This is a genomic window from Stenotrophomonas sp. 2694 (assembly GCF_040548715.1).
Lineage (GTDB): Bacteria > Pseudomonadota > Gammaproteobacteria > Xanthomonadales > Xanthomonadaceae > Stenotrophomonas > Stenotrophomonas indicatrix.
Map to the genome: position 1 here is coordinate 36219 of NZ_JBEPSG010000025.1, position 14798 is coordinate 51016.

16 protein-coding genes are annotated in these 14798 nt (G+C 68.5%); 15 read left to right on the forward strand and 1 reads right to left on the reverse strand.

Annotation, left to right across the window (positions count from 1 at the left end; translation table 11 throughout):
• Window positions 1-15: 15 nt before the first annotated feature.
• Window positions 16-1305 (forward strand): threonine synthase, encoded by a 1290-nt coding sequence (thrC, locus tag ABIA73_RS19295; RefSeq protein ID WP_354276171.1) that lies wholly within the window; start codon window positions 16-18, stop codon window positions 1303-1305.
• Between the two features lie 151 nt (window positions 1306-1456).
• Here the strand turns inward: thrC and ABIA73_RS19300 are convergent, their stop codons facing one another.
• Window positions 1457-2209, reverse strand: coding sequence for a Crp/Fnr family transcriptional regulator (locus ABIA73_RS19300; protein ID WP_033830968.1), 753 nt, complete (start codon window positions 2207-2209; stop codon window positions 1457-1459).
• Between the two features lie 139 nt (window positions 2210-2348).
• Here ABIA73_RS19300 and hisS point away from each other — a divergent pair, with 139 nt between their 5' ends.
• The 14 genes from hisS to ABIA73_RS19370 all read left to right on the forward strand — a co-directional run bounded on the left by hisS (window position 2349) and on the right by ABIA73_RS19370 (window position 14749).
• Window positions 2349-3746, forward strand: coding sequence for a histidine--tRNA ligase (gene hisS / locus ABIA73_RS19305; RefSeq protein ID WP_025874842.1), 1398 nt, complete (start codon window positions 2349-2351; stop codon window positions 3744-3746).
• 23 nt (window positions 3747-3769) lie between these two features.
• A complete protein-coding gene (locus tag ABIA73_RS19310; protein ID WP_354276172.1) occupies window positions 3770-4072 on the forward strand; it encodes a hypothetical protein in 303 nt (100 codons plus the stop codon).
• Window positions 4073-4135: 63 nt separating this feature from the next.
• Window positions 4136-4444 (forward strand): YerC/YecD family TrpR-related protein, encoded by a 309-nt coding sequence (locus ABIA73_RS19315; protein ID WP_025874839.1) that lies wholly within the window; start codon window positions 4136-4138, stop codon window positions 4442-4444.
• 34 nt (window positions 4445-4478) lie between these two features.
• Window positions 4479-5390: an ATP phosphoribosyltransferase gene (gene hisG / locus ABIA73_RS19320; protein ID WP_354276173.1), complete on the forward strand. Its 912-nt coding sequence runs from the start codon at window positions 4479-4481 to the stop codon at window positions 5388-5390.
• A complete protein-coding gene (gene hisD / locus ABIA73_RS19325) occupies window positions 5387-6682 on the forward strand; it encodes a histidinol dehydrogenase (RefSeq protein WP_354276174.1) in 1296 nt (431 codons plus the stop codon). Before hisG ends, hisD begins: the two co-directional genes overlap by 4 nt.
• Window positions 6679-7773 carry a histidinol-phosphate transaminase gene (hisC, locus tag ABIA73_RS19330; protein ID WP_354276175.1) on the forward strand — a complete coding sequence of 365 codons (1095 nt, stop codon included), beginning with the start codon at window positions 6679-6681 and terminating at the stop codon, window positions 7771-7773. Before hisD ends, hisC begins: the two co-directional genes overlap by 4 nt.
• Entirely contained in the window at window positions 7770-8843 is a 1074-nt protein-coding gene (hisB, locus tag ABIA73_RS19335; protein WP_025874831.1) for a bifunctional histidinol-phosphatase/imidazoleglycerol-phosphate dehydratase HisB, read from the forward strand. The genes hisC and hisB overlap by 4 nt, the downstream gene beginning before the upstream one ends.
• Window positions 8840-9442, forward strand: a complete 603-nt coding sequence (hisH, locus tag ABIA73_RS19340) for an imidazole glycerol phosphate synthase subunit HisH (RefSeq protein WP_313283540.1) — start codon at window positions 8840-8842, stop codon at window positions 9440-9442. The genes hisB and hisH overlap by 4 nt, the downstream gene beginning before the upstream one ends.
• Window positions 9439-10173: a 1-(5-phosphoribosyl)-5-[(5-phosphoribosylamino)methylideneamino]imidazole-4-carboxamide isomerase gene (gene hisA / locus ABIA73_RS19345; protein ID WP_354276176.1), complete on the forward strand. Its 735-nt coding sequence runs from the start codon at window positions 9439-9441 to the stop codon at window positions 10171-10173. The genes hisH and hisA overlap by 4 nt, the downstream gene beginning before the upstream one ends.
• Window positions 10167-10943 carry an imidazole glycerol phosphate synthase subunit HisF gene (gene hisF, locus ABIA73_RS19350; protein WP_049464459.1) on the forward strand — a complete coding sequence of 259 codons (777 nt, stop codon included), beginning with the start codon at window positions 10167-10169 and terminating at the stop codon, window positions 10941-10943. The genes hisA and hisF overlap by 7 nt, the downstream gene beginning before the upstream one ends.
• Window positions 10933-11553: a bifunctional phosphoribosyl-AMP cyclohydrolase/phosphoribosyl-ATP diphosphatase HisIE gene (gene hisIE / locus ABIA73_RS19355; RefSeq protein ID WP_025874822.1), complete on the forward strand. Its 621-nt coding sequence runs from the start codon at window positions 10933-10935 to the stop codon at window positions 11551-11553. The genes hisF and hisIE overlap by 11 nt, the downstream gene beginning before the upstream one ends.
• A gap of 159 nt (window positions 11554-11712) precedes the next feature.
• Window positions 11713-13302 carry a calcineurin-like phosphoesterase C-terminal domain-containing protein gene (locus ABIA73_RS19360; protein WP_354276177.1) on the forward strand — a complete coding sequence of 530 codons (1590 nt, stop codon included), beginning with the start codon at window positions 11713-11715 and terminating at the stop codon, window positions 13300-13302.
• A 54-nt stretch (window positions 13303-13356) separates the two neighbouring features.
• Entirely contained in the window at window positions 13357-13641 is a 285-nt protein-coding gene (locus tag ABIA73_RS19365) for a hypothetical protein (RefSeq protein WP_025874818.1), read from the forward strand.
• Window positions 13642-13726: 85 nt separating this feature from the next.
• Complete coding sequence (locus tag ABIA73_RS19370; RefSeq protein ID WP_032975527.1) at window positions 13727-14749, forward strand: glucokinase; 1023 nt, start codon at window positions 13727-13729, stop codon at window positions 14747-14749.
• The last annotated feature ends 49 nt before the right edge of the window (window positions 14750-14798 follow it).

Sequence of the window (14798 nt, forward strand, 5' to 3'; positions counted from 1 at the left end):
CCGGATATCGACCCCATGCAATTCGTTTCGACCCGCGGCCAGTCGCCGGCCGTTGGACTCAGTGCGGCCATCGCTGCCGGTCTCGCCCCCGATGGTGGCCTGTACGTACCGGAGGTGCTGCCGGCGCCGCGCGCGCTGCAGGCCGGTACGAGCCTGGCCGATACCGCCGCTGACCTGCTGGCGCCGTTCTTCGCGGGCGATGTGCTGGCCGAGGCCTTGCCATCGATCTGCCGTGAGGCCTTCGATTTCCCCGTGCCATTGCGCGCGCTGCGCAACAGCGGTGACCATGTGCTGGAGCTGTTCCATGGGCCGACGGCGGCGTTCAAGGATATCGGCGCGCGCTTCCTCGCCGGTGTGCTGTCGCGGCTGCAGACCGGCAAGGGACGCGATCTGACCATCGTCGTGGCCACCTCTGGTGACACCGGTGCAGCCGTAGCGGCGGCCTTCCATCGGCAGCCCGGTGTACGCGTGGTTGTGCTGTATCCCGATGGGCGGGTGTCGCCGCGACAGGCGCACCAGCTCGGCTGCTTTGGCGACAACATCCAGGCGCTGCGGGTGGCCGGTTCGTTCGATGACTGCCAGGCGATGGTGAAGCAGGCGCTGGCCGACCGCGATCTGCAGGCACAGGTGCCGCTGAGCTCCGCAAACAGCATCAGCCTGGGCCGGCTGCTGCCGCAGATGAGCTATTACGCGCACGCAGCGCTGGGCCATCATGCGCAGCATCAGCGGCGCTTGAACCTGGTGGTGCCGACCGGCAACCTCGGCAATGCGATGGCGGCAGTGCTGGCGCGCGCGCTGGGCGTGCCGATCGGGCAGATCGTGCTGGCCACCAACGCCAACGCGGTGCTGCCGCGCTATTTCAGTGGCGACCCGTACCAGCCAGCGGCCAGCATTGCGACCGTGGCCAACGCCATGGATGTCGGCGCGCCGAGCAACTTCGAGCGGCTGCGCTGGCTGTACCAGGGCGACGATGCCGAGCTGCGGGCGGCGTTCCGCGCCTTCGCAGTGGATGACGTGACCATCCGCGCGTCCATCGCCAGCGCCCATGCCAGCGACGGTGAACTGTTCTGCCCGCACACGGCCACGGCGGTGAAGGTGCTGCAGGATCTGCGCGCCGGTGGCGCCAAGGGTGACTGGGCGGTGGTTGCTACCGCGCACCCGGCGAAGTTCGAGGCGGTGGTGGAACCGTTGATCGGCGAAGCAGTGGCGGTGCCGCCGGCCTTGGATGCATTGCTGCAGCGTCCGGCACATGCCGAGCCATTGGCGGCGGACTACGCGGCATTGCGTGAGGTGTTGTTGCGTTGATGGAGGCGTCTGCGTGGTTGCCGGCCAGCGGCCGGCACTACCAGAAGCACGCGTCACGGGTAGTGCCGGCCGCTGGCCGGCAACCGCAGATGTCAGCAATCGATCGTGGTAGTGCCGGCCGCTGGCCGGCAAGCCGATACTGATCGGGCGCTCAGCCCTGCACGTCACCGGCCAGCGTGCGCAGGCCATCCTCGTCGAGGATCTCAACCACGTTCAGATGGGGCAGGGCGATCAACCCCTGCTGGCGCAGCTTGGTGAACGTGCGGCTGACCGTCTCCATCGTCAGGCCCAGATGATCGGCGATGTCGCCGCGGCCCATCGGCAGGGAGACGCGCAGGCCATCTCCGCCCAGCTTGGCCTCGCGCGCGGCCAGGCGAAGCAGGAAATCAGCGAGTTTTTCCGCCGGTTGCAGGCGTGCCAGCGCCAGCGCGGCATCCTGTGCGGCGTCCAGCTCCTGGCAGGCGCGCTGCAGCAGCTTGCGCTCCAGGTGCGGATAGCGGGCGCGCAGGCCCTTCATCTGCGGCAGGGCAACGCGGCACACGCGGCTGTCGGCGATGGCCTCGATGTCGTAGCGATGGTGGTCGCTGCCGCTCAGGCCCAGGTAATCGCCAGGCAGCACGAAGCCATTGATCTGGCGACGGCCATCGGCAAGCGTGCGCACCAGCCGCAGCGCGCCACCGGTCAATGTATAGACATGCTGGCGCTCTTCGCCGCTGCGGGCGAGAGTGCTGCCCATCGCCAGCTGCTGCGACACGGTCACCTGTTCCAGCGCCTGCACCTCATCGGGCGACAGCGCAGAGCACACCGCCAGGTGGCGTACCGAGCAGTGCAGGCAGTCCAGCGTGGCGCAGGACGGCGCGGCGGGGTCGTTGGTGGCGGGCGGAGCGCCGGAAGGCCGGGACATGTTGCGTGGGCGTATCGCGGGCGGGGGAGGGCTTTATGATACTTCAAGCGGCCGTTGGACCCCTTATCTGCGGCTGAGCGATGCGGGGCGCTAGAATGTCGCCCCCTCCCACGTCCCCGATTCCGCAGGAGCTCCGCCCGTGATCAAGCCCCGTACCCCGCCCGGCACCCTTGAACTGCTGCCGCGCGAGCAGATTGCGTTCCAGCGCATGCTGGACGTCATCCGCCGCAACTACGAGCGCTTCGGGTTCCTGCCGGTGGAGACGCCGGTGTTCGAGCTGTCCGATGTGCTGCTGACCAAGTCCGGCGGCGAGACCGAGCGCCAGGTGTATTTCGTGCAGTCCACCGGCGCGCTGGCCAACGCTGCTGAATCCGGCGATCGTTCGCTGCCGGAGATGGCGCTGCGCTTCGACCTGACCGTGCCGCTGGCGCGTTACGTGGCCGAGCACGAACACGAGCTGACCTTCCCGTTCCGCCGTTACCAGATGCAGCGCGTGTACCGCGGCGAGCGCGCCCAGCGCGGCCGCTTCCGCGAGTTCTACCAGTGCGACATCGACGTGATCGGCAAGGACAGCCTGAGCGTGCGTTACGACGCCGAAGTGCTGGCGGTCATCCATGCTGTATTTGCCGAACTGCGCATCGGTGACTTCAGCATCCAGTTGAACAACCGCAAGCTGCTGCGCGGCTTCTTCGAAAGCCTGGGCGTGGCCGAGGGCGAACGACAGCTGGCAGTGCTGCGCGAAGTGGACAAGCTGGACAAGCGTGGCCCCGACTACGTGCGCGAGACGCTGGTGGGCGAGGGCTTCGGCATTCCGGCCGAACAGGTCGAGAAGATCCTGGCCTTCGTCGCCGTGCGTTCGCAGGGTCATGCCGATGCGCTGGCACAGCTGGCAGCGCTGGAAGACGGTGCGGGTTCCTCGGAGATCCTGCGTGCCGGCGTGGCCGAGCTGCGCGAAGTACTGCAGCTGGTGCAGGCACTGGGCGTGCCGGAAAGCGCGTACTGCCTGAACTTCTCCATTGCACGTGGCCTGGATTACTACACCGGCACGGTGTACGAGACCACGCTGACCGACCACCCGCAGATCGGGTCGATCTGTTCCGGTGGCCGTTATGAAGACCTGGCCAGCCACTACAGCAAGTCCAAGCTGCCGGGCGTGGGCATTTCCATCGGCCTGTCGCGCCTGTTCTGGCAGCTGCGCGAAGCTGGCCTGATCGAGGGTATCGAGGCCAGCAGCGTGCAGGCGCTGGTGGCGCTGATGGACGAGCAGGGCATGCCGCAGTCGCTGGACATCGCCCGCCGCCTGCGCGCCGGTGGCATCAACACCGAAGTGCAGATGGAGCCGAAGAAGATCGGCAAGCAGTTCCAGTACGCGGCCAAGGCCGGTATCCGTTTCGTGGTGCTGGCTGGCGAAGACGAGCTGGCGCGCGGCGTGGTGGCGGTGAAGGACCTGCTGCGCGAGCAGCAGTTCGAAGTCTCCCGTGATGAACTGGCCAGCACCCTGCAGGTGGAACTGGAGCAGTCGCGGGTCATGCCGTGACGCGTGCCGCTGCAGGAACACTGATGCTGTTCCTGCTGGCGGCATGCCAGAGCGATCCGGCGTTGCGCAGCACCCGGATCGGCCCTGCGAATTACCAGCTGGTGGCTGATCGCTGCCATGTGATGGATCGAGCGCAGCTTGAGCAGGATCTGCAGGCCCTTGCCGAGCGGGCGTGCCCGGGCCGGGCAGCGGCGCGCTGCAGGCAGAGGTCCGCTGCCTGCCCTGATCGAAGCCCTGTCCATTGCCGCATCCGAACGCCCACCGCCCGGTGGGCGTTTTCGTTTCCGCTGCCTGAACGGGCCTGGCGGAACCTGGCCGGGCTTTGACGTGGCGTGCAAGAATGCGTTAATGTACTAACACGCTATTACATTGATGCAAGAGCCCCGCCCGTGAAAGCCCGCCCCGACATCGCCGCCAAAGACCCGCAAGCCGATCTGGACGCCCTGGCCCAGGCCTTTGCCGCGCTGCGCGAGCCGGAGCAGGTGGTCGCCTTCCTGCGTGACCTGTGCACGCCAGCCGAGCTGGAAGCCATGGCCGACCGCTGGAAGGTGGTGCCGCTGCTGCAGCAGGGCGTGCCGTACCGCGAGATCCACGAGCGCACCGGCGTCAGCGTGACCACCACCGGACGGGTGGCACGCACGCTTGAGCATGGCCATCGAGGCTATGCCGCCGCTGTCGACCGCCTTGCTTCGCGCTGATCCGCGCCCCGTTCCAGACTTCGAGACCTCCCCCATGAGTGCAACCCAGGCAGCGCCGGCGCGAGACCGGCTGCGTATCGCCATCCAGAAGAGTGGCCGGCTGGCCGAGCCCGCCCGCAACCTGCTCAGTGCCTGTGGCCTGAGCTGGCGCGAGAGCCGCGACAAGTTGTTCTGCTACGGCGAATCACTGCCGGTGGACCTGCTGCTGGTGCGCGACGACGACATTCCCGGCCTGATCGCCGATGGCGTCTGCGACCTGGGCATCGTCGGCCGCAATGAACTGGACGAACAGGCGGCCGCGCGTCGCCAGATCGGTCTGGCCGATGCCTACCAGGCATTGCGGGGGCTGGGCTTTGGCCAGTGCCGCTTGATGCTGGCGGTGCCGGAAGAATGGCAATGGCAGGGGCCGGCACAACTGGCCGGTACCCGCATCGCCACCAGCTACCCGGCCATCCTCAAGCAATGGCTGGCCGCGCAGGGCGTGGATGCACAGGTGGTGGAACTGTCCGGCTCGGTGGAGATCGCGCCGCGTCTGGGCACCGCCGACCTGATCTGCGACCTGGTCTCCAGCGGCGCCACGCTGCGTGCCAACCAGCTCACCCCGGTGCACAACCTGCTCGACAGCGAAGCCGTGCTGGCCGGTGCGGTACGCGTTCCCGATGATGCGCGCGGCGCGCTGCGCAGCATGCTGCTGCGCCGCCTGGACGGTGTGGTGCAGCGGCAGGACCGCAAGCTGCTGATGTTCCGCGCCAGCGAGGACCGCGTCGACGCGTTGTCGCAGCTGCTGGCCGATGCCGAACCGTTGGTGCGTTTGCCTGCCGATGGCGGTGCATTGCGCCTGCAGACCATGTGCCCCGGTCCATTGACCTGGCAGCGCATGGAAGAACTGGAGCGCGCCGGCGCCCAGGGCCTGATGGTACTGAGCGTGGAGCGGTCGCTGGCATGAATCGTCTGATCTGGTCGCAACTTGACGAGGCCGCACGCAGCGCGGCGCTGACCCGCCCGGTGCAGACCGTGGCGCAGCAGACCCGTGATGCGGTGGCCGCGCTGATCGCGCAGGTGCGCACGCAGGGCGACGCCGCGCTGCGCGCGATCACCGCGCGCTTCGATGGCGTGGATCTGCAGGATTTCGAAGTTTCCGCAGCCGAGTTCGCAGCTGCCGACGCCGTGGTGCCGGCCGAGCTGCGCCAGGCCATGGTGGAAGCGGCCGAACGCATCACCCGCTTCCACGCGGCCGGCATGGGCCAGGGCTATACGGTGGAAACCGCGCCGGGCGTGGTCTGCGAGCGCATGCTGCGGCCGATCGGCCGGGTTGGCCTGTACGTGCCGGCCGGTAGTGCGCCACTGCCGTCCACCGCGCTGATGCTGGGCGTGCCGGCGCAGTTGGCCGGTTGCCCACAGGTGGTGCTGTGCACCCCGCCGCGTGCCGACGGTACGGCCGATCCTGCGGTGCTGGTGGCCGCGCGCCTGACCGGTGTGCAACGCGTGTTCAAGCTGGGTGGTGCGCAGGCGATCGCGGCGATGGCCTATGGCACCGAAAGCATCCCGGCCAGCGACAAGCTGTTCGGGCCGGGCAACAGTTTCGTCACCGAAGCCAAGCAGCAGGTGGCACAGGACGGTGCCGCCGCCATCGACATGCCGGCCGGTCCCTCGGAAGTGCTGGTGATCGCCGATGCCGGTGCCACCCCTGCATTCGTTGCCGCCGACCTGCTGTCGCAGGCCGAGCACGGCCCGGATTCCCAGGTGCTGCTGCTGACCGATGACGCGGCGATGCTGGCCGCCGTCGAGGCCGAAGTTGAGCGCCAGGTGGCCCTGCTGCCGCGGCAGGACATCGCCCGCCAGGCGCTGTCGGCATCGCAGTTGATCCAAGTGGAGTCGTTGGCCGATGCGTTTGCGATCAGCAACCGCTACGCCCCCGAACACCTGATCCTGGCCCTGCGCGAACCGCGCGCGTGGCTGGACCAGGTGCAGGCGGCCGGTTCGGTGTTCCTCGGCGACTACACGCCGGAAGCACTGGGTGACTACTGCAGCGGCACCAACCACGTGCTGCCCACCGCCGGTGCTGCGCGCGCCTACAGTGGCGTCAGCGTGGCCAGCTTCCAGAACCTGATCAGCGTACAGAGCGCGACCGCCGCTGGCCTGGCCGCGATCGGTGGCTGCGCGCGCATCATCGCCAGCGCCGAAGGACTGGATGCGCACGAACGTGCGGTGGCACTGCGCATGGAGGTGGCCGCATGAGCGCGGATATCGACGGCGTGCTGGCGCTGGTACGGCCGGACCTGCAGGCCTTTGCCGGCTACAGTTCGGCGCGCAGCAGCGCGGTGCAGGGCGAGGTGTGGTTGAACGCGAACGAATCGGCGTGGGCCAATCCGGCAGACGCCGCCGGGGGCAGCCGCCGCTACCCGGAGCCGCAGCCGGCTGCGCTGCGTGATGCGCTGGCGTCGCTGTACGGCGTGCAGCCGCAACAGCTGCTGGTAGGCCGTGGCAGCGACGAGGCGATCGATCTGCTGGTCCGCGCCCTGTGCGTGCCGGGCCGCGATGGCGTGCTGGTGACGCCGCCGGTATTCGGCATGTACGCAGTCTGTGCGCGGTTGCAGGGTGCGCCGTTGATCGAGGTGCCGCTGATTGACGATGGTGAGGGCCTGCGCACGGACCTGGACGCGGTCATCTCTATGGCCAAGGGGCAGGGCGCCAAGCTCGTTTTCCTGTGCGCGCCGTCCAATCCTGCCGGCAGCGACATCCCGCTGGCGGAGATCGAGCGCGTAGCCCTTGCCCTGCGCGGGCAGGCGCTGGTGGTGGTGGACGAGGCCTATGTCGAGTACGCGCAGCGCGCTTCGGCGACCACGCTGCTTGCCGCGCACGCCAACCTGGCGGTGCTGCGCACGTTGTCCAAGGCGCACGCACTGGCCGCCGCGCGTATCGGCACGTTGATCGCCGCGCCGGAACTGATTGCCGTGCTGCGCCGATGCCAGGCGCCGTACCCGGTGCCGACGCCGTGCGCCGAGCTGGCCGCGCAGGCGCTGCAGCCGGCCGCGCTTGCGCGCACCGCTGAGCGGGTAGCCACGGTCATCACCGAGCGCGAGCGCCTGCACCACCGCCTGCAGGGCCTGCCTGGCATCGGCCGGGTATACGCATCGGCCGGCAACTACCTGCTGGTCCGCTTTGCCGATGCGCAGGCGGCGTTCGACGCGCTGCTCGCTGCCGGCGTGGTGGTGCGCGACCAGCGCGCCGCACCGCAGCTGGGCGATGCACTGCGTATCAGCATCGGCAGCCCCGAAGAGAACGACCGCGTGCTTGCGGCCCTGTCGGGACGGAGGGCCGCGGCATGACGCCGATCCTGTTCATCGACCGCGACGGCACCCTCATCGAGGAGCCGGCGGATTTCCAGATCGACGCCTACGAGAAGCTGCGCTTCGTGCCGCAGGTGATCCCGGCGCTGCTGAAGCTGCGCGATGCCGGCTACCAGTTCGTGATCGTCACCAACCAGGATGGCCTCGGCAGCGAGAGCTACCCGCGCGCCAGCTTCGATGGCCCGAATGACCTGATGCTGCAGATCTTCGAAAGCCAGGGCATCGTTTTCCGTGACGTGCTGGTCGACTGCAGCTGGCCGCACGACAACGCGCCGACGCGCAAGCCGGGCATCGGCCTGATGACGGCCTACCTGCAGGACCGCAGCATCGACTGGGCGCGCTCGGGCATGGTGGGCGACCGCATCACCGACCTGCAGTTCGCCGACAACCTCAACATCCGTGGCTTCCAGCTGCGCACCGAACAGTTCGGCGGCGAGTGGGACTGGCCGGGCATCGCCCACGCACTGGCCGATGCACCACGCACGGCGGTGGTCCAGCGCAATACCAAGGAGACGAAGATCCGCGTCGAACTGGATCTGGATCGTGCCGGCGATGCGCACATCCACACCGGCCTGCCGTTCTTCGACCACATGCTGGAGCAGATCGGCAAGCACGGCGGTTTCGCCCTGGACATCCGCGCCGAGGGCGATCTGCACATCGACGAGCACCACACCATCGAAGACACCGGCCTTGCGCTGGGCCAGGCCCTGCGCGAGGCGCTGGGCGACAAGCGCGGCATCGGCCGTTACGGCTTTACCCTGCCGATGGATGAAACCCTGGCCAGCGCTGCGCTGGATTTCAGTGGCCGCCCGTATTTCGTGTTTGAAGGCGAGTTCAAGCGCGAGCGCGTGGGCGACATGCCGACCGAGCTGGTCCCGCACTTCTTCCGTTCGCTGTGCGATGCCAGCGGGCTGAACCTCAACCTGCAGGTGCGTGGCGACAACGACCACCACAAGGTTGAAGCCTGCTTCAAGGCCCTGGCACGTGCACTGCGGCCGGCACTGGCGCGGCAGGGCACCGCCTTGCCGACCACCAAGGGGGCGCTGTGAGCGAGGTCGTGCTGATCGATGCCGGCGGTGCCAACCTGGGTTCGGTGCGCTACGCATTGGAACGGCTCGGTGCGACGGTGAAGCTGGTCCGCGATGCCGAAGGCCTGGCCGGCGCGCAACGGGTGATCCTGCCCGGCGTCGGCGCGGCCGGCCCCGGCATGCAGCGCCTGCATGCGCAGGGCCTGGTCGAGCCGCTGCGCCAGCTGCAGGTGCCCTTGATGGGCATCTGCCTGGGCATGCAGCTGTTGTTTGACCGCTCCGAAGAGGCCGGCGTGGATACGCTGGGATTGATCCCCGGCGTGGTGCGCAAGCTGGTGCCGGCCTGTGGCATCCGCGTGCCGCACATGGGCTGGAACCGGCTGCTGCCGCTGCGCCCGTCGCTGCTGCTGCAGGGGGTTCCCGAGCGCGCCAGCGCGTACTTCGTGCACAGCTATGCCGCGCCGCTGAACAACCATACCGTCGCCGCCTGTGATCACGGCGGCCTGTTCACCGCCGTGGTCGAGCAGGGCCGCTACTTCGGCGCCCAGTTCCATCCCGAGCGGTCCGGCGATACCGGTTCGCTGATGCTGCGCAATTTCCTCGAGGGCACCGCTGCATGAGTTTCATCGTCTACCCCGCACTGGATATCCGCGACGGCCGCGTCGTGCGGCTGCGCCAGGGCGACTACGCGCAGGAAACCCACTATGGCGACGACCCGCTGCCGCGTGCGCAGGCATTCGCCACGCAGGGCGCACAGTGGATGCACCTGGTCGATCTGGATGCCGCACGTGCCGGTGGCTACACGTTGGCGCCGCTGTTGGTCGCGATCCGTGCGCAGACCCCGCTGCAGGTGCAGACCGGTGGCGGCGTGCGTGGCCGTGACGACGTGGCACGCATCCTCGATGCCGGCGCCAGCCGCGTGGTGATCGGCTCACTGGCGGTGCGCGAGCCGGCGCAGGTGATCGGCTGGCTGGGCGAGTTCGGCCCGGAGCGGCTGACCATCGCCCTCGATGCACGGCAGGACGCGCAGGGGCAATGGCAGCTGCCGGTGCATGGCTGGACCGAGAACGCGGGGGTGACCCTGGATGCGCTGGCCGAACGCTATGCACAGGCCGGAATGCGTCACCTGTTGTGCACCGACATCGCCCGCGATGGCATGCTCGCCGGGCCCAACATCAGCCTGTACCGGCACCTCGCAGCGTTGCTGCCGGGCGTGGCGGTACAGGCGTCAGGCGGTATCCGCGATGTGGCCGACGTGGCTGCGGCACAGGCCGCCGGTTGTGGCGGCGCGATCCTCGGCAAGGCATTGCTGGAACAGCGCATGGACCTGGCGGAGGCGCTGGCATGCTGAGCCGCCGCATCATTCCGTGCCTGGACGTGCGCGATGGCCGCGTGGTCAAGGGCGTGCGTTTCCGCGATCACGTCGACATGGGGGACATCGCCGAACTGGCGCAGCGCTATCGCGACCAGGGTGCCGACGAGCTGGTGTTCTATGACATCGGCGCCAGCCCGGAGGCACGGTCGGTGGACGTGGCGTGGATCGAGCGCATCGCGCGCCTGATCGATATCCCGTTCTGCGTGGCCGGCGGCATCGACAGCGTAGAGACCGCGCGTCGCGTGCTGTTCGCCGGCGCGGACAAGATCTCGATCAACTCACCCGCGCTGGGCCGCCCGGAACTGATCACCGAACTGGCCGAAGAATTCGGCGTGCAGTGCGTGGTGGTCGGTGTCGACTCGGTACGCGAGGACGACGGCCAGTGGCGCGTGCGCCGTTTCAGCGGCGACCCGGATAAAACCCAGGCAGTGCCGCTGCGCACGCTGGACTGGATCGTCGAGGCGCAGCGCCGGGGTGCCGGCGAGATCGTGCTGAACTGCATGGACAGCGATGGCGTGCGCCGTGGCTATGACGTCGAGCAGCTGCGCCAGGCACGTGCGCTGTGCCAGGTGCCCCTCATCGCATCGGGCGGTGCGGGTACGATGGAGCACTTCGCCCAGGCCTTTGACCAGGCCGACGTTGACGGTGCGCTGGCGGCCAGCGTATTCCACAGTGGCGCCATCGCCATTGCCGACTTGAAGCGCTACCTGCGCGAGCAGCAGATCGAGGTGCGGGATGTCTATTGATGTGCGGCCGTCGCCGCAGGCGCTGGAAACGCTGGACTGGGACAAGGGCGATGGGCTGCTGCCGGCCGTTGTGCAGGACGCCGACACCCTGCAGGTGCTGATGCTGGGCTACGTCAGCGCCGAGTCGCTGGCAGCGACGCTGGCCATCGGCCACATGACCTTCTTCAGCCGCAGCAAGCAGCGTCTTTGGACCAAGGGCGAGCAGTCCGGCAATGTGCTGGCGGTGCAGTCGATCAGCGTCGATTGCGATGCCGATACGCTGCTGGTGCTGGCGCGCCCGGCAGGTCCGACCTGCCACACCGGCGCGGAAAGCTGCTTCGACGGCGCACCGAAGGACTTCCTCGGTGGCCTGGACCAGCTGGTCGCCGTGCGTGAGGCGCTGCGCCCCTCCGGCAGCTATACGACGTCCCTGTTCGAAGGCGGCATCCGCCGCATCGCGCAGAAGGTGGGCGAGGAAGGCGTGGAGACGGCGCTGGCCGCGGTGGCGCAGGACGATGAGGCCTTGCTGGGCGAGGCGTCGGACCTGCTGTACCACCTGCTGGTGCTGCTGCGCGCGCGCGGGCTGTCGCTGGAAGATGCCCGCGATGTGCTGGAAAAGCGCCATCGTTAGAGGTGCGGTAGCGCCGGCCGCTGGCCGGCAACCCGATGATCAAGGGACGCCTGGTGGAATGCCGGCCAGCGGCCGGAACGACAGGAAAAGCGGCAATCGCGTGCGCGATGTCATCGCCGGAATCTACAATAGGCGGTCTCTTTTTCCCGGACCGCCCCCATGAAACTGCCTGCCGCCTGGCTGTGCTGCCTGTTGCTGACCTCGCCGGCGTGGGCCGCCGATACCGTGGTCAGCGGCAAGGTCTATCTGGAGCGTGACGGCAAGCCGGGCCGCGGTGCGACCGATCCTGGCCTGGCCGGCGTGCAGGTGTCCAACGGCGAAACCATCGTCAAGACCGCCGCGGACGGCAGCTACAGCCTGCCGGTGCGTGACGGGCAGACGGTCTTCGTGATCAAGCCCGATGCGTATTCCTTCCCGAAGGCCGCCGACGGCCTGCCGTCGTTCTGGCGGCACTACCGGCCGAATGGTTCTCCGGCGCTGAAGTACGGTGGCATCGCCGCGACCAGTGACGTTGCCCGCAACTGGGACTTCGCCCTGCAGAACGACCGGCATGACAGCCGCCGTGGTTTCCAGATGCTGGTGTTCACCGACTCGCAGACCGCCAGCCTGCAGGACATCGGCTACTACCGGCAGTCCATCGTGGCGCCGCTGGTGGGCCAGACCAAGGCCCGCCTGGGCACCACCCTGGGTGACATCGTCAACGACGACCTGACCCTGTACCCGGCGATCAACAAGGTCACCACCGAACTCGGCGTGCCGTGGTTCCACGTACCCGGCAACCACGACCTGGATGTCGACGCGGCCAATGATACGCATTCGCTGGACAGCTGGCGCAGCATCTACGGCCCCGATACCTATGCAGTGGAAGAGGGGGGCGCCAGTTTCGTGTTCCTCGACGACGTGGTGTACGACCCCAACGCCAAGCCCAGGTATGTGGGTGGCCTGCGCGAGGATCAGTTCGCTTTCCTCGCTGCCTACCTGAAGGGCCTGCACAAGGACCGTCTGCTGGTGCTGGGCATGCACATCCCGCTGTTCGATGCGGCACCGGGGCGCGAGACCTTCCGCCATGCCGACCGCCAGCGCCTGTTCGACCTGCTGAAGGACTTCCGCAACGTGCTGGTGCTCAGTGGCCACAGCCACACCCAGCAGCACGTCTACCACGGCAAGGCTGACGGTTGGCAGGGCGCCAGGCCGCTGCACGAGTACAACGTCGGTGCCAACTGCGGTGCGTTCTGGTCAGGCGTGAAGAATGCCGCCGGCGTACCGGACAGCACCATGAGCGACGGCACGCCGAAGGGCTATGCGCTGCTGGACGTGGCCGGCAACGGCAGCTATCGCCTGCAGTACCGGGTGGCCGGTGCGGCCGCCAGCGAGCAGATCGGCCTGCATGCACCGAAGGTGCTGCGCAAGGGCGCGTACCCGGCGTGGGGCATCTATGCCAACGTGTACATGGGCGAGGACGCCAGCGTAGTCGAGTACCGCGTCGATGGCGGCGCCTGGCAGCCGATGAAGCAGGTCAGCCAGCCTGATCCGCGCCTGCTGGTGGAGAACGTGGCCGACGACCTGGCTTCCACGCTGCGCGGCTACGACCGTTCGCCGGAAGCCACCGCCTCGCCGCACCTGTGGCGTGGCGCGTTGCCGACCGACCTGGCCGTGGGCAGCCACAAGGTCGAGGTGCGCTCCACCCAGCCCGATGGTGCGGTGTTCACCGCCAGCACCAGCTACAGCCTGCAGACCGCGCAGCCCTGAGCGCGGGCGCGGGCCGGGCTTCGATCACCAGCTTCCATCACGAAAGGACGCAGCATGGATATCCGCTTCATGGCCGGCACCACGCCGGTCACCCTCAGCCGCCACTGGTTCACCGGCGCGATGATGCTGCAGAGCGCCAGCGAGAAGGTCTGGGTGCAGCATCCGCTGCATCCGGGCACGCACTTCTCGTTCTCGCTGGTACAGTCGTGGCAGCGCCATATCGCCGGCCATGAAGTGCTGGTGGAGCGGACCCGGCCGCTGCTGTTCGCCGGGTTCCGCCCGCAGCGCCTGCGGGTGCTGGTGGACGGTGTGCAGGTGGCCGAGCAGGAAGGCATGTGACCCCGGGCGGCGCTGTCGCCGCGCTAGGCAAAGGCCGTCCAATGCCTGAGAATCGGCACGATTCAATCGATCCAAGCAGGCCAGCGTGAACGTTGCAGCAGTGTCCCCGGCGCCATCCGAGTCCGCCCGCAGCGGCGTCCCCCGCAGCCTGGTCGTCGCCGATGTCGGCGGTACCTTCGCCCGTCTTGCGCTGGCTGAAACCCTGCCGGGGCAGGCGCCGCGGCTGGGCAGCTACCGCACCTACGCCTGTGCCGACCACCCCAGCCTGGCGGCGATCCTGGCCGATTTCACCGCCAGTCTCGGCCAGCCGATGGCCAGTGCGGTGGTCGCCATCGCCGGCCTGCTCGACGGCGATACCCTGATCAATGCCAATCTGCCGTGGACGGTGTCGCTGTCGGCGACGCGCCGCGAGTCGGGCCTGCCCGACCTGCAGCTGATCAATGATTTCGAAGCAGTGGCGTTGGCCATTCCCTACCTGCAGGCCGACACGCTGGTGCCGCTGAATGGCGATGCCGATCCGGCCAAGACCTTCCCGGCACTGGTGCTGGGGCCGGGCACCGGCCTGGGCGCCGCGTTGCGCTTCGCCGATGGCGAGCGCCCGGTGCTGGCCAGCGAGATCGGCCACGCTGCGTTGGGCGCCGGCAATGCGCTGGAACTGCATGTGCTGGGCCAGCTGCTGCAGCGCTGGCCGCATGTGGACAACGAACGCGTGCTGTCCGGCAGCGGCCTGATGAACCTGTATCCCTGCCTGTGCGAACTGCGCGGCGTGGCTCCGCAATGGACCAGCACCGAAGCGCTGATCGCGGCTGCGCGGCAAGGCGACGACGCGCTGGCAGTGGAAACCCTGCAGGTGTTCTGCGCCTGGCTGGGCAGCCTGGCCGGCGACGCGGCGATCGCCGTGGGCGCGCGCTCGGTGTACCTGGCCGGCGGCATTTCCACCCATGTGCAGGACTTCCTGGCCGACGGCCGTTTCCGTGAGCGCTTCCTCAACAAGGGGGTGCTGACCGACGTGCTGCGCCAGGTGCCGGTGTGGCGGGTCGAACATGGCCAGCTGGGTGTGCTCGGTGCCGCAGCCTGGCACGCAGCGCGGACCCCCGCGCACGATTGATCGGCGCTGCCGGCATCGGGCCGGCGGGCGCAGCATGCAGACGGAGGCG